The 15,570-nt window shown below is 37.9% G+C and carries 10 protein-coding genes and 1 tRNA gene; 7 read left to right on the top strand and 4 right to left on the bottom strand.

The window, feature by feature from the left end; genetic code table 11:
* Window positions 1-20: 20 nt before the first annotated feature.
* From G7Y57_RS01330 to G7Y57_RS01315, 4 genes are read right to left on the bottom strand one after another with little or no spacing between them, the layout of a single operon-like run.
* Complete coding sequence (locus tag G7Y57_RS01330) at window positions 21-1,808, bottom strand: TonB-dependent receptor (protein WP_185153906.1); 1,788 nt, start codon at window positions 1,806-1,808, stop codon at window positions 21-23.
* Between the two features lie 50 nt (window positions 1,809-1,858).
* Window positions 1,859-4,858, bottom strand: a complete 3,000-nt coding sequence (locus G7Y57_RS01325; protein WP_165020367.1) for a tetratricopeptide repeat protein — start codon at window positions 4,856-4,858, stop codon at window positions 1,859-1,861.
* Window positions 4,855-5,388 (bottom strand): NUDIX hydrolase, encoded by a 534-nt coding sequence (locus G7Y57_RS01320; RefSeq protein WP_165020366.1) that lies wholly within the window; start codon window positions 5,386-5,388, stop codon window positions 4,855-4,857. Before G7Y57_RS01320 ends, G7Y57_RS01325 begins: the two co-directional genes overlap by 4 nt.
* Window positions 5,389-5,402: 14 nt before the next feature.
* A complete protein-coding gene (locus G7Y57_RS01315) occupies window positions 5,403-5,987 on the bottom strand; it encodes a DUF3109 family protein (RefSeq protein WP_165020365.1) in 585 nt (194 codons plus the stop codon).
* Window positions 5,988-6,190: 203 nt separating this feature from the next.
* Here G7Y57_RS01315 and G7Y57_RS01310 point away from each other — a divergent pair.
* The 7 genes from G7Y57_RS01310 to G7Y57_RS01280 all read left to right on the top strand — a co-directional run bounded on the left by G7Y57_RS01310 (window position 6,191) and on the right by G7Y57_RS01280 (window position 15,464).
* A tRNA-Arg gene (locus G7Y57_RS01310) sits at window positions 6,191-6,262 on the top strand.
* A gap of 119 nt (window positions 6,263-6,381) precedes the next feature.
* Entirely contained in the window at window positions 6,382-6,996 is a 615-nt protein-coding gene (locus G7Y57_RS01305) for a porin family protein (protein WP_165020364.1), read from the top strand.
* Between the two features lie 78 nt (window positions 6,997-7,074).
* On the top strand, window positions 7,075-9,513 hold the full coding sequence (gene priA / locus G7Y57_RS01300) for a primosomal protein N' (protein WP_165020363.1): 2,439 nt from the start codon (window positions 7,075-7,077) through the stop codon (window positions 9,511-9,513).
* A gap of 125 nt (window positions 9,514-9,638) precedes the next feature.
* Window positions 9,639-12,008 carry a transglycosylase domain-containing protein gene (locus tag G7Y57_RS01295; protein WP_165020362.1) on the top strand — a complete coding sequence of 790 codons (2,370 nt, stop codon included), beginning with the start codon at window positions 9,639-9,641 and terminating at the stop codon, window positions 12,006-12,008.
* Window positions 12,009-12,313: 305 nt separating this feature from the next.
* On the top strand, window positions 12,314-13,375 hold the full coding sequence (locus G7Y57_RS01290; protein WP_165020361.1) for a type III polyketide synthase: 1,062 nt from the start codon (window positions 12,314-12,316) through the stop codon (window positions 13,373-13,375).
* Between the two features lies 1 nt (window position 13,376).
* A complete protein-coding gene (locus G7Y57_RS01285; RefSeq protein WP_165020360.1) occupies window positions 13,377-13,868 on the top strand; it encodes an isoprenylcysteine carboxyl methyltransferase family protein in 492 nt (163 codons plus the stop codon).
* Window positions 13,869-13,979: 111 nt separating this feature from the next.
* Window positions 13,980-15,464 (top strand): DUF3943 domain-containing protein, encoded by a 1,485-nt coding sequence (locus G7Y57_RS01280; RefSeq protein ID WP_165020359.1) that lies wholly within the window; start codon window positions 13,980-13,982, stop codon window positions 15,462-15,464.
* Window positions 15,465-15,570 lie beyond the last annotated feature (106 nt).

Below are 15,570 nucleotides of genomic sequence, written 5' to 3'. Positions count from 1 at the left end.
TATTTTATCTGATAGGTAACTTAGAATTTCAAGCTTACTCCACCCAAGATATTAAATCCTTGCAAAGTATAACCTTTCACCAATTCATATTTCCCATATAGTATATTGTTCAGTCTGGCATTGACAGATACCCAATCGTTAATCTGGTACTCTCCTCTAAGATTCAGTTCTGTGATATCATTCATGCTTACAGATGACACTCTATTAGTAGGAGTAATATCTTCTAAATACGCTTTTCGTCCTCCGGCAAACAGAAAAGTTGCTGACATCGTTAATTGATCCATTGGTTTCACATCAGCATTCAGTTCAGCGGTAAAAGTAGGAAGCCCCCATGCTTTTTGCTCGGTAGGATAAGTATCCATTATCGGATTTTCCCTGTCATAAACAAAAGGTTTCGTATATTTCACATTGTAGAAATAAGCAATAGCCTTTGCAGACAAAGTTGTATAAGGAATCAGATTTGTCTTAAGCAAACCACCAATATGACCAGTCGATATATTCGCATAAACAGGTACACTCATATTTCCCCATTCAAACATTGGACGTGCAATAAACAGATGGTCTTTCTTTGTATGTTTATAACCACCAAATATATCGAATTCAAAACCGGGAACAACTCCCGATTTAAATCCTATTTTAGCATCATAAACAGTTTTGGAATACTCTACACGAGCCATCGGCGATGTATATCTGTTTTCTTGAAGAATGTCTAAGAATGTATTATTATTCACACCTCCTGTAATCTCACCATAAAGTGTACTTGTTTCGTCAACATGAACATTAGCGATAATATTCGGGCTCAAAAATATTGCATTATCAGAGTCGAACAATGCACTGGCATTCAGACCCAGTTCAGCAGTCCATGATACACCTTCGAAACGGATATAAGGAGTTCCTGTGACATTCGTAAACGAATGATAGGCATCTTTCAGATGCTCAGTAGGGCTATTGAACGATTGATTCATTATTAACCCTTTCACCCCTACAACCTTATCAGAGCCGAACTCTGTATAAATATCAGCATCCAAATTTATAATTCCTCCACCGGGAGCTTTATCTGATTTTTGAAGTCCGTATTTACTTTTGAAATAGTCGTAGCTTACATTCCCTTTATATTTCAACAAGCCGCCATTCGTATCGGTCGATTTCAATCCTGCGCCAAAACTTACAACATCGACATTCTGTTTCGATTTTATATCGTAAGGGAAAGTTTCAGCTGCTGACAGAGACCAGAAACTGTTACCATAATAATTATAAGCTGTATTGAAATAAGAACCATAGAACGATAAAACAGACGGTTCGAAAGCATGCTCATATTTCAATTTTACTTTGGTATCGGCATATTTTGCTTTTACCTCATCGAATACATATCCCTGATCGGCGAACTTAACGTCACCATTCATCGAATTATGAGTTGCCGATATATCTAATCTATCATTGCCGGAGTTTACTAATCTATATCCGAAAGCTCCATCTAAATTGGCATTAGTACCTCCCCCGAATATCAGATAGCCACGCTTTTTGCTATACTCTATATCTGTTTTGATATCACCCGAAGCTACACTGCCCAACAGATTGTTAGCTAAAGATATTTGTGGCGGCTGACTTACAAAGCGGGCATCCCTCTTAGCTATTGTTGGCTCGTAAATAGAAGGGAGCGAATTTATTTTAGACGCATCCTGCAATGTCGGAGTGTATTCACGTTCGAGCATTACCTGACGGGTGAGTGTTGTATCTTTCTGTGCTGCGGTAGTAAGGCTTATTAAACCTAACGCTGCTACTAAAATGGATTTATGTATATTTTTCATTTTACTCTTTTTTGAATTCGTTCTTATTGATTCCATCTGTAACAGAATTATTAATTATTCAATTTAGATAAACGTCCTGCTATCATATCGGTAATATCCTGCTCCGAACCTTTATAATTCGCCTGCAAGCTTTCAAGATACTGACGTGCCTGGAATTTATCTCCTCTAGCAACGTATACATCTGCCAGAACGATCACAGCTCGTGCCATCCAGTATTCGTGAGTAGTACCTTCTTTCATAAATGAAACCACTTGCGCTTCTGCCCTATCGTACGATTTGGCTTTATAATATGCCTCTGCCAATAAGAACTGAGATTCTGCACCGAATACTGTTCTGGTGTTTTTAGCTACAAATTGCAGGTCTACAATAGCCTCATCTACCTTACCCAGATTTCTCAGCGATTGTCCTCTATAAAAGCGAGCCTCGTTAGCAACATCAGCTGAAACCTTAGTACTAGCTAAAATCTTGCTTGCTGCGGTAACAACATCATTATCTTTCTTCATCAGATATGCACAGCGTAACATACCGAGTTGTGCCACATCTCTATTCTCAGCACTTGAAGCCGATTGGTTAAGATGTTCGTATGTAGCATACGCAGCTGCATAATTTTTGTTATCGAATTCTATACCCGAAGCATAAATAAGTGCATCGTCCAGATATTTCGGATTATTAGAACTTATTACATTCTTAAAATTATCGAGCGCTGTCGTAAAATCTTTAGTATCGAACGCCATAGTTCCTAAATGGAAACTGGCATCGCTAGCAAAAACTCCTTTAGGATAAGCTTGTAAATATTTATTTAACGCAGATTTTGCTTCATCTTTACGACCTTTCATAAATACATTCTCGGCAGCCAGATAAGTTAATGAATCCTGACGGCTTGCAGATAGAATATTTCCTTTACCCAACGAATTTACGTACGAAGCATATGAACCGATATCGTTAATATCTTTATATACCCCTTCCATACTTTGAATTGCAATACGTGCTTCATCTGTATTCGGATAGTTGGATACCACTTGCTTGTAAGCTGCAATAGATTTTTGAGGATTATTTGTATTGAAATATAATTGTCCCAATTGCACACCTGCCTTTTGAGCTAGATTTGTTTTAGGGTGTTCACTCAATAGCTTTTCCAGTACCGATATTGCTTCCGGCTCTTTATTCAACATAACTAATGCCCTGCTCTTTTCAAATAAAGCATCATCGTAATATTGAGAATTTGGATATTTAGACATCATGCTATTCAAAGCAGTAATCTTACCACTATAATTGCGTTGCAGTCCTAAAACGAAAGCCTTTTGGAATTCCGAATAATCTGCATTCGCAGGGTTAGCATTTACGGCTTGTGCATAATAGTTTTCCGCTTCGGAGAAATTACGGCTGTACAAATAACAATCACCTATTCGGTTAAGTGCATCATGATAATTAGACGATGAGCGATCTTTCTCGACAGATACATATTTCTTAAAGTTTGTCAGTGCAGCACTGTAGTTTTTTGTCTGGAAGTTGGTATAACCCAAGTTATATAGTGCCAACGGATAATTCTTTTGTGAAGAACTTACCTGCCCGATATATGTACTATAATCTTTGGCTGCCGATTGATAATTCGATTGACGGTAAGCCGTCTCACCTCTCCAGAAATAAGCTTCATTTTTAGCATCCGTATTGTAAGTACCCATATTGATGGTTGCATTGAAGTCTTTTGTTGCAGAAACATAGTCCCCGTCAATAAACTCCTGAACACCTAATTGATAAAGTATTACCTGCTTGGCATCCAATACCGGTTTACCGGGCGATTTTATCTTATCTATCACATCGAGCGCCATTTTATAATTCTTCACAGACAGTAAGGTTGTAGCTAATGCACTGTTCACCTCATCTGCATGTTTCGAATTCGGATATTCAGTCAGGAAGCGTTGGAAAGCTGTCACCGACTGCCCAAATGCAGAAACAGACTCTCTGTTTACCAGCATTACATAATTATACAGAGCTTCTTCGCTGATTGTAGAATCAAACTGACTACGTGCCGCTGCATCGAAAGCCAACAAAGCATTTTGAGTATCATTTAGTTTTAGATAAGATTGACCAAGCAACATATTACCTGCCTGCCCCAGCTGATCTATACTCGAAGCTACGAACTTAAGAGCGTGTGCAGCCTCTGTATAATTACCTATACTATAATAAGCATCTCCAAGTTGGTACATATCTTCACGAATCGGATTCGATTCTGCCTGAAAATATCTTTCATAATAACTTATAGCGCTACTCGTATTTCCTGTGCGATAATAGCTATTACCCAATAAACGATAAACTTCTGTCGAATTTTTACTATTTGGATAAGAAGCTAAGTAATCTAATCCTTCAGTTATGGTTTCCGAAAGATTACCTTCCATATATGCGCTTTGAATTAAAAAGAATGTTGCATTTTCCTTATATTCCGGCTTATTCTTCAACTTACGAAATATGGGAGTAGCGTGTGCATAATCTTTATTTTGGAAATGGATATATGCCAGATAGTAAGATGCAGGCTCACCATATCTATTGCTTCTTCTCGATAGTACCTCAAACAATTGTACTGCCTTAGCTGTATTGCCAATCTGTAAATTTGCAAAAGCAGTTCTGTAGCTATAATCTTCCTGCTCATTTATGGAGAGATAATCCACATCGCATTGCGATAACCAGTAAACAGCTTTCTGCCAGTCTTTTTCACTAAAGTGAGTCGAACCGATAAAAAAAGCCAACTGATTACGGTGATAGGTTTCAGTATATTTTTCCAGATAATCTTTCAACATATTACCGATTCCCGCTTTACCCTGATAAAACATAGAACTCAGAATAATGTAATCGGCCTCTTGCTGAAGTTTTGCATCTTTCGACTGTTTCTTGAACTCTTCAAGAGCATTTATAGCCCCCACATAGTTGTTGTTCATAAACATTTCTTGGCCCTGCGTAAAGAGCCTGTTAGGCAATTCGGCATACACAGATTTCTGTGCGTGTGCAAATTGTACACTTGCAGCGATACCCAGTACTACGAGTATTTTTTTCATATAGTAGTATTTTTTATTTTCTTAATTACTTCTTTTACCGAGTGTAACCCAAACCGCTCAGGATCGAGTTCCGATATTTTGATAAACTCTAATTTTTCAACGTCGTCATCCGCTTTTAATTGTTCTTTATCCGAAACTTTGCACAAATAAACAAGATCTAAAGTGTGAACTTCAAATCCGGAATAAACATAAGTATTTGGAATAGAGAACCAATAACGTAGGTCTAAAATATTCAGATTAGTTTCTTCCTTTACCTCTCTGGTAACAGCCTCTTCTCCGGTTTCGTACATATCTACAAAACCACCAGGCAAATCGAGTGTACCCATAGCCGGCTCATGAGCACGAGTAGCTACTAGCAACTCGTCTTTATCATTTATGATGAGGGCTATTGTAGATGAACAGGAATTGAAATAATACACAAAACCACAATCTTCACACTTTTTCGATTTGAAATTATTCTCAACAAAGTGGTGGGAGCCACATTTGGGGCAAAAGCGAAACTGAGATAATGGGTGTAGGGTATTTTTCATTAGATTATAGCGAATTACTGATTTTCTTTGCTCTTAGCATATTCTTCGGCTATCAATTCCAGTTCGTTGTACCACCCCTCGCCAAAACGACGAATAAGCGGAGTTTTCAAAAACTGATAAATTTTCAATCCGTTTTTATTACCCAAAGCTACTGCTGCTTTGCAGACTTTCCATCGGTGATAATTTACCGCAGTAAATTCACGATAACGCTGTAAACGTATGGGATACAAATGGCAAGAAATTGGTTTGTAAAAATCAATCTTTCCTTCTTTATGAGCTTTTTCTATGGCACATTTGCAGATACCTTTCTCATCGTAGTAAGTAAAAACACAGTCTTTACCATTGACAATAGATGTTACCATCTCACCGTCACTATCTTTGTAAGCAACACCTTCTTTTTTTATTAGTTCTTGAGCTACGGGAGATAGATCATCCCATACATGAGGCAATATGTCTTCAATTATTTTCACTTCCTCATCCTCTAGCGGAGCTCCGGAGTCTCCCTCAACACAGCACTCACCTTTGCAGGCAGACAAGTCGCACAAAAAGCTCTCTTCAACTATATCTGTTGCAACTATCGTATCGTTTATTTGAAACATTTTTTATTGTTTGCAGTTATCAAAAAATTACTTAGCAAAGATAACTGTTTTTGCTACAACATGCCATTATCAGAACTGCTAATTGAGCAAAAGAGAGATTTCTTTTAACACAATTTGATTAAAATTGAATTCTATTTGACTATTGTCCGAAATTCTTTTACTTTTGCAGTTGAATTTTTCACTCTGACCAAAGTGAAATATCTGGCGCAGTAGTTCAATGGATAGAATAGAAGTTTCCTAAACTTTAGATTCGGGTTCGATTCCCGGCTGTGCTACTTTTACTCACTAACGCAATGACTGTGAACATAATTTAACAGGAACCGAACAAAAGAAAACCACATTTGTTTAACTGCTATAGTATTCGATGTAGAACAAACAAAAACTAAAAATGAAAATGACAAAGAAAATTATTCTTGCTTTAACATTCAGCCTAGCTGTACTAAGCATACAAACAGCCTCAGCCCAAATAGTTCGCTATGGCTTTAGAGGAGGCATTGATGTTATAAATCCTAGCTTTAACTCTGATGCTCTTAAAGTGAGTAATCGTGTTGGCTATCAATTAGGAGCATCTCTTGACTTAACAGTACCTATTATAGGCCTTGGTCTAGAAACAGGAGCACTATTCGGTCGTCACAACTACGACTCAAATAGTCTTATGCAAAATCAAAACAATGACATATCTAGCTTTAACTATTTGCAAGTACCTGCATTTATAAAACAGAAATTCTCTATATTAGGTCTTGCTGGCTTATATTTTACTGCTGGTGCATATGGTAACATTAAACTAAGTGGTGGCGACCTTACACTAGACGGAGCAAAATATGAAGCTAAAGGTTTCCAAACCGGATTAAGTGGGGGAGCTGGAGTTAGCCTATTAAATCATTTGGAATTAGGTTTTATCTACCGTCACAAACTAGGTGATACCTATTCTAGTTCTACTACAGATCTTAGTCGATACAACAAGGTAGATAGAAATATCTGGTCTATAACTGCTGCATATTACTTTTAATTTGTAATTTTATAGGTGTCATAAACAAGCTTGTTATGACTAGATGCGTAACAACAATACATTTATAGTACTTATAAAATGCCACTATATGCCGATCTAATATTGCCACTGCCCTTAGATACTCTTTTCACATACGAAGTTCCCAGCGAATTAAGTAATATAGCGAAAGAGGGTGTAAGGGCAGTGGTGCATTTCGGCAAAAAGAAATACTACACAGGTATCATTTTCCGTGTATACAAATCGGAAGCCCGAAATGAGATAAAAGAAATCACGTCCATACTGGAAGATCACCCAATTGTTTTACCTACTCAATTGCGTTTCTGGGAATGGATTTCCACTTATTACATGTGCACCCTCGGTGATGTATATAAGGCTGCACTTCCGTCTTCCCTCAAACTTGAAAGCAAAACTTTTGTGATTCTTAATCCCGAATTTGAGGCACAAGAAATATTTACACCAAATGAACAGAAGGTTTTCAATCAGCTTTCACCAACAAAAGCTCAAACAATTGCAGATATAGAAAAGCTAACAGGCTTACCGAATCCCCTTCCTGCAATAAAATCATTAGTAGACAAGCAGGCAGCTTTCATCAGCGAAGATATCCAGAATACTTATTCTCCAAAAACACAATCAGCCGTTCGACTAACAAAATCGCATACAGACGAAGAACTGAATAACTTATTAGACAGCCTCAGTAAAGCCAAAAAGCAACAGCATTTGTTCACGACTTTTTTGCATCTCAATGAAAACCAGGGTCTCATATTAAAAAAACAGCTTCTTGAAAAAGCTGATGTATCATCTGTCGTACTTAATGAACTGGTAAAAAAAGGTCTTTTAGAAATATACAACAACGAAGTCAATCGGCTTTACTATGGAGAATCGAATATAGAATCGGCATACGCTTTGAATGACTATCAGCAAGAGGCATATAATGAAATCCAAACTTCATTCGTAGAAAAAGACGTAACTTTATTATTCGGAGTAACATCGAGCGGAAAAACAGAAATATATATTCATCTGATTAAAGACATGATCAGTAAAGGCAAACAGGTGTTGTACCTATTGCCAGAAATAGCCCTGACAACACAGATTACAGAGCGGTTAAAAAGTGTATTCGGAAATCAATTAGCTGTCTACCATTCCAAGTTCAACGATAACGAACGAGCCGAAATATGGAATAAACTACTGAAAAATGATGAATGCAAAGTTGTTTTAGGTGCACGATCTGCCGTATTTTTACCCTTCACCGATCTTGGACTCGTTATTGTAGATGAAGAGCATGAGGCTTCGTATAAACAACAAGACCCTGCACCACGGTACAATGCCCGTAATGCTGCTATTGTTCTGGCAAATATACATAAAGCAAAAACACTACTCGGTACGGCAACACCTGCTATCGAAACCTACTATAATGCACTGAACGGGAGATATGGATTAGTAAAACTAACCAAAAGACACGAAGATATAAAGCTACCTCATATATCTGTTATCAACACGAAGGAACTTCGAAGGAAGAAACAAATGAAATCTGTCTTATCTCCTCCTCTAATTGAGGTGATGAAAGATATTTTATCTAAGAAAGAACAGGTTATATTATTCCAAAACAGACGAGGCTTCTCCTCTTTATTAGAATGTAAAACATGCTCATGGACTCCGCATTGCAAGCACTGCGATGTGAGTCTCACTTATCACAAAGGACAACGGATGATGATCTGCCATTATTGTGGAGCAACTTATTCTGCACCTTCGGTCTGCGAAGAATGCGAAACCCCCACCCTAGAGGTAATAGGCTATGGAACAGAACGTATAGAAGAAGAGGTAAGCACCATTTTCCCCGACACATCTATCGGAAGAATGGATCTTGATACAACTCGAGGGAAAAGATCATATGAGAGAATCATTTCTGATTTCGAAGACAATAAAACAAATATCCTTATCGGCACACAAATGGTATCTAAGGGTCTGGACTTCGACAATGTTAGTGTTGTAGGAATACTGAATGCCGACAATCTGCTCAATTATCCCGACTTCAGGGCACACGAAAGAGCGTTTCAGCTGATGACGCAAGTTAGCGGAAGAGCCGGTCGCAAAAACAAACAAGGGCTTGTACTTCTTCAAACATCGCATCCCGGACATCCTGTTATCAATTATGTTAGGAATAATGATTATGAATCATTCTACGAACTTCAAACGGACGAAAGGCGGCTGTTTCATTACCCCCCATTTTTCAGATTAATAGCAATTGTTATCCGAGGACGAGATGAAAATATTGTTGATGGTGGCGCACGACACTTCACTCAATTACTGAAACAATCATTCGGCGATCGCATACTTGGCCCAAGCAAACCGCCTGTTGCCCGAGTGCAGGCACTATATATCAGAAAAATCCTATTAAAGATAGAAAATCAGGCATCGATACAAAAGGTAAGGGAGTCTATTGTTTTTCATCAGAAAACTCTACTGACCGATCCTGCATTCAAGGCCGTATTATTTCATTTCGATGTCGATCCGGTGTGAGTATGCGGCTATATCCAGAGAGGAATATTATAAACAGAGAAATGAATAGCATAGGCATTTAAGTTTTTTTATCTGTATAATTGAAACGTTTTATATAAATTTGCAGCAATTTAGAAGTTCTATATATGAGCAAGAAAACAAAGAAAAATAAAAACACATTCTTTAAGCAACTTAGTCCCAACAAGATTGTTAAAGCATTGTGGGTACTTTTCATAGCAGGCATAGTATCAGTTACACTTATATTTATCCTTATAGGCACAGGTATTATCGGCTATATGCCTCCTATCAAAGACCTTGAGAATCCCATCGACAAATACGCTTCACAGGTATACTCGGTAGATGGACAGTTGCTAGGAACATTTTCTCAAGATAAGAACAATCGGATCAACTCGAGCTATAGCGACTTATCGCCTTATCTTGTCGAAGCTCTTGTTGCAACAGAGGATGCACGATACTACTCCCATTCGGGAATAGATATTTTCGCATTAATCCGCGCTGTTGTAAAAACAGGAATTCTTCAGCAATCCAGCGGAGGCGGAGGTAGTACCATATCTCAACAATTATCAAAACAGTTATATTCGCCTACTGCCGAAAATGTAGTAGAACGTGTATTGCAAAAACCTATTGAATGGGTTATTGCAGTTCAATTGGAGAGATATTACACCAAAGATGAGATTATAAACCTATATCTCAACAAATTCGACTTCTTATATAATGCAGTGGGTATCCAATCTGCCGCTCAGGTATATTTCAACAAAACACCTAAAGACTTAAAAATAGAAGAGGCAGCAACCCTGATCGGGATGTGTAAAAATCCTTCGTATTACAATCCTCTTCGTAAAAATGAACGCACCAGAGGACGGCGCAATGTTGTGCTTGAGCAAATGTATAATGCCGACTACATTACAAAACAAGAACTGGATTCGTTAAAGCAATTGCCATTAGTACTAGATTTCAAAAAGGTAGACCATAAGGACGGGCTTGCTCCTTATTTCCGCGAATATCTGCGCATGGCAATGAATGCAAAAAAACCCAGTAAATCGAACTACGCATCATGGCAAACAGAACAGTTTGCATCCGATTCGCTGCAGTGGGAAACAAACCCGTTGTACGGTTGGTGTAGCAAAAATAAAAAAGCCGATGGCTCAAATTACAATCTGACAACTGACGGGTTAAAGATATATTCTACAATTGATTCCCGCATGCAGAAATATGCAGAAGAAGCTGTAGAAGAACATTTCAGCAAAGAGTTACAACCCGATTTCGACAGAGAAAAGAAAGGCCGTTCGTATGCTCCATTTTCATCTTCTGTAGCCAAGAATGTAGATTCTCTTTTGCTGCGCGCAATGAAAGTGACTGACAGATACAGAGGGCTTAAGAATCAAGGATTATCTGAAAAAGAAATCCTCAAAGAATTCAAGACGCCTACCGACATGAAAGTCTTTTCGTGGAAGGGAGAAATCGATACCACGATGACTCCATGGGATTCGATTCGTTATCACAAAGGATTTCTCCGTACCGGATTTATGGCAATGGATACTCAAACAGGTTTTGTGAGAGCTTATGTCGGCGGAATTGACTTCAAATACTTTCAATACGATATGGTAAATATGGGACGACGACAAGTTGGTTCAACAATCAAACCATATCTGTACACGCTTGCTATGGAGGAAGGTATGACTCCTTGCGATGAAATGCTGCATGTGGAGCAAGTTCTTATAACCGAAACCGGAAAAGAATGGCGTCCGAGAAATGCGAGCGCACGTAGAGTTGGCGAAGTAGTAACTATCAAATGGGGGCTACAAAATTCTGACAACTGGGTTACAGCCTATTTAATGAAACAAACATCCCCTTATACATTTGCACGTCTGCTACACTCGTTTGGAATTACAGGACGAATAGATCCCGTAGTATCTATGTCGTTGGGAACACATGATGTATCTGTCGCTGAAATGACTGCTGCTTACACTGCATTTGCAAACAAGGGTATCCGATCAAATCCTATATATGTTACTCACATCGAAGACATGTACGGAAACATTGTAGCTACTTTCACTCCTAAACTCGATGAAGTATTCGGAGAAAGCACTTATGTGAAAATGATAGATATGCTCCGCGGCGTAGTGGATGGAGGAACAGGAGGCCGCGTCAGACGGAATTATGGGATAACAGCTCCGATGGGTGGTAAGACGGGTACAACACAAAACAACTCCGATGGTTGGTATATGGGCTTCACGCCGAAATTATCTGCCGGATGTTGGGTCGGTGGAGAAGATCGCTCTATTCACTTCGATCGCACAAGCGACGGCCAAGGTGCTAGTATGGCATTACCTATATTCGGATTATTTATGAAAAAAGTATATGCCGACCCCGATTTAGAGTATAAGCAAACAGACCAGTTTCAATCGGCCAAATATAGTCCGTGCGACAGAGCCTCCGATGATGACGATATAATAGATCATCAGCCTGTTGTGATTGACAAGATGTTTAATTAAAGAGAATACGCTTCGAACCACAAAGTTATCATCCATAACTTTGTATTAATGTGGTGTAATATATAAATGTTTAAACAGAAATGGCTATTCTTAATCGAATAGCCATTTCTGTTTAGTTTATCACGTCGGAAATCTTCGATTGGTTCTTCATTCCTTCCTTACCTTTTATGAGAAACTATCGGGTAATTTTAGAATTATGAATAAAGATAAAGAGTAAGGCAAAACTATTATACTCTGTTAATTGTTTAAAACGACAATATTACAGCAGACTCCTTCATTTTATTTATTTCATAAAATTATAAATTATGCCCTCATTAGCAGCAATATCTACAATAGATTTTCCTTTCAAAACGAATCAACAAGATGTAAAAGAGTATGCCAAAGGTTTATTTGCTGTATCATTTCCTGCAGTAGAAAGAATGTTGGGTGCATTTGATAACACAGAGATTGTAACAAGAAATTTGTGTAAGTCGCTTGATTACTATTCTGACGTGCATACTTTTCAAGAGCAGAATCTCGAATACATCAGGCTTGCTCTTGAATATTCCGTCAAGGCGATTGAAAAGTGTATTTCTTCCGCACAAATTAATAAGGACGATATAACCGATATTATTTTCATCTCAACCACCGGACTTGCCACTCCAAGCATGGATGCCCTGATAATAAATAAAATGAGGCTCAACCAGCATGTCAACCGCATGTCTATTTTTGGTTTGGGATGTGGAGGAGGCGTATCGGGTTATGCAAAAGCATGTACTGTAGCTAAAGCAAATCCTGAAGCTGTGGTATTGTTAGTAGCGGTAGAATTATGTTCACTTACTTTTCTGCGTGATGATTTTAGTAAAAGCAACTTTATCGGTTCCAGTTTATTTTCGGACGGGGTTGCTGCCTGCCTGGTTATGGGAGATAATCGTATAAATAAAGCTAAGCACCAAATCAAATTTGTTGGTAACGAAAGCAAATTATATTTCGATTCGCAAGAAATAATGGGATGGAATTTTACAGATAATGGCTTTAAAGTTTTATTTTCTTCGGGTATTCCTGCTATTATTGCTCAAAATGTACACAATGATGTCTCTTCTTTCTTAGCCAAATATCAGTTGAAAATTTCAGATATAAAGAATTTCATTTTTCATCCGGGAGGTAAAAAAGTACTTGCTGCTTATGAGGAAGCACTGGGTGTAGAAGGTGATTTTTTGAAGACAACCAGAACGGTAATGAACAATTACGGCAATATGTCGAGTTCCACTGTATTGTATGTCTTGGAACAGTTTTTCACTCATGATTTTGAAGACGGTTATGGATTGATGATGTCTATGGGACCGGGATTTTCTTGTGAGATTGTTCTACTTCAAATGAAAAAATAATATGGCCTTTTTCTTTTTTATTTCATTTGTAATTCTACTACGAATCGGTGAATTAATTCTTGCCCGAAGTAATGGACAATGGCTTTTAAAACACGGAGCGATAGAATACGGGCAGAAGCACTATCCGTTTATGATTGCACTTCATACCTTGTTTTTCATTTCGTTGATCACAGAATACACTCTTGCAGGAACAGGCTCGTACAACTACCTCTTGCTTATATTATTTTTCATTTTGATTGCCTTAAAGGCATGGACTATTTTGTCGCTAGGTAGATTTTGGAATACAAAAATATACCGTGCACCCAATTTTCCATTGATAAAGAAAGGCCCTTATAAATACTTCAAGCATCCTAATTACATCATTGTCATTGCTGAGATAGCAATTATCCCTCTTGCATTTGGTCTATATTACACTGCCATTATTTTCACATTACTTAATAGTATAATGCTGTTTGTCAGAATTAAAGAAGAAAATAAAGTGCTGAAAATCTGAACATAATCTAAAAATCAGATTTGTCTTAATATTGAAATCTGCCGAACATTTTAAGATGTATTATGTTAATATTTTATATCGACATAATACAAACTGGATAAGTATATTTCAATGAAAGGCTTATTTTTTTTAATATCAGTAATTGCATTTTTTTCTTGCATTTCTGTATCTGCTCAATACTCTATGCATCAGGCGCCAGCGATGAAACGTGTACTTCCTGACTCAATAGACATAGCTTACAACTCTAAAAAGAACTGGAAGTTGGCAGTAGGACAGATTGTAGGAATGAATATAGGACTCTGGGCATTTGACCGATACGCACTAAAAGCAAATTATGCTTATATCAGTATCAATACAGTAGAGAATAATTTAAAAAATGGCTTTAAATGGGATAACGATCAGATGGCGACCAATATGTTCGGGCATCCATATACCGGTAGTTTGTATTACAACTCAGCTCGTGCAAATGGATTCAATTTTTGGGAATCTGCTGCTTTTACCCTTGGAGGCAGTGTTATATGGGAAGTCCTTCTTGAAAATCAACCTCCATCTACCAACGATCTAATTGCCACTTCTATCGGAGGAATTGTTATAGGTGAAGTGTCCTATAGTGCATCAGATTTAGTTTTGGACAATAGAGCTGAAGGTACAGAACGTTTAGGACGTGAATTTGCAGCCTTTCTCATATCACCTACTCGTGGGCTTACCCGTATTATGAATGGTGATGCATGGCAAAAGAAACCAACTTCGGGACGGCAATATGGTATACCCGAAATACGTATAGAAGCATCTACAGGAGTGAGGACATTGAGTCTTGGAAAAACATATTGGGCGAAAGAAATGATCTGGACAACAAATCTTAATGTCGAATATGGAGATCGATTCGACACATATAACAAACAGCCCTACGATTATTTTATGTTCAGAGCCAGTTTAAATGCCCATAAATCACAACCTATCCTAGGCAGATTTAATTTAACCGCGCGGCTTCACGGAACCGAGCTGATAGATACCGAGAAAGATTACTTGAGTCTTGGTTTATACCAACACTTTGCCTATTACGATTCAGATACCATCTCATCTGAATCGAACAGAATACCCTATCGATTTTCTGTTCCGGCATCTTTTGGAGGAGGATTAATCTATCAAAACAAAAGATCTGCCAGTTGGTTATTTGATGCGTATACACATCTCAATGCTGTCATTTTAGGGGCATCCCTAAGTGATCACTACAAAGTGGATATGCGTAATTATAATATGGGAAGTGGTTTGGGCTGGCAAGCAGGGTTTAATTTAACATATAAAGATATATTCGGATTACATAGTACCTACGAAGGTTACCGTATGTTTACATGGAAAGGTTATCCCGTCGGAATAGATTGGAATACTATCGATCCTAATACTTTAAATGTACAGGGAGACAAATCTCAGGCTACTCTTCAAGCTTTTAGTTTGAGAGCAGATGTGAAACTTCATAGACGCATATACTTTACACTCATGTCTTATTTTTATAGTCGCATAACTAATTATGACCAATATGAGGATGTGAGAGCTCATGCAAAAGAAGGCTATCTAATGATGACTTATAGATTTTAAGGTGAGTCCGATATAAGGAAAGGTACAATAATGTCTTTTTTTGAATTTGTCATCCCGATACGTAGTGAGGGATCTTGGCTACTCCTTGTTGTAGGATAACAGATCC

It is taken from the genome of Dysgonomonas sp. ZJ279 (genome assembly GCF_011039205.1).
GTDB lineage: Bacteria > Bacteroidota > Bacteroidia > Bacteroidales > Dysgonomonadaceae > Dysgonomonas.
This window is presented reverse-complemented; position numbering and strand designations above follow the sequence as displayed.

What these genes read in the sequence shown, in the direction of transcription:
- G7Y57_RS01330 (WP_185153906.1), bottom strand. Translation starts at nt 1,808, where the DNA reads ATGAAAAATATACATAAATCCATTTTAGTAGCAGCGTTAGGTTTAATA.
- G7Y57_RS01325 (WP_165020367.1), bottom strand. Translation starts at nt 4,858, where the DNA reads ATGAAAAAAATACTCGTAGTACTGGGTATCGCTGCAAGTGTACAATTT.
- G7Y57_RS01320 (WP_165020366.1), bottom strand. Translation starts at nt 5,388, where the DNA reads ATGAAAAATACCCTACACCCATTATCTCAGTTTCGCTTTTGCCCCAAA.
- G7Y57_RS01315 (WP_165020365.1), bottom strand. Translation starts at nt 5,987, where the DNA reads ATGTTTCAAATAAACGATACGATAGTTGCAACAGATATAGTTGAAGAG.
- G7Y57_RS01305 (WP_165020364.1), top strand. Translation starts at nt 6,382, where the DNA reads ATGACAAAGAAAATTATTCTTGCTTTAACATTCAGCCTAGCTGTACTA.
- priA (WP_165020363.1), top strand. Translation starts at nt 7,075, where the DNA reads ATGCCACTATATGCCGATCTAATATTGCCACTGCCCTTAGATACTCTT.
- G7Y57_RS01295 (WP_165020362.1), top strand. Translation starts at nt 9,639, where the DNA reads ATGAGCAAGAAAACAAAGAAAAATAAAAACACATTCTTTAAGCAACTT.
- G7Y57_RS01290 (WP_165020361.1), top strand. Translation starts at nt 12,314, where the DNA reads ATGCCCTCATTAGCAGCAATATCTACAATAGATTTTCCTTTCAAAACG.
- G7Y57_RS01285 (WP_165020360.1), top strand. Translation starts at nt 13,377, where the DNA reads ATGGCCTTTTTCTTTTTTATTTCATTTGTAATTCTACTACGAATCGGT.
- G7Y57_RS01280 (WP_165020359.1), top strand. Translation starts at nt 13,980, where the DNA reads ATGAAAGGCTTATTTTTTTTAATATCAGTAATTGCATTTTTTTCTTGC.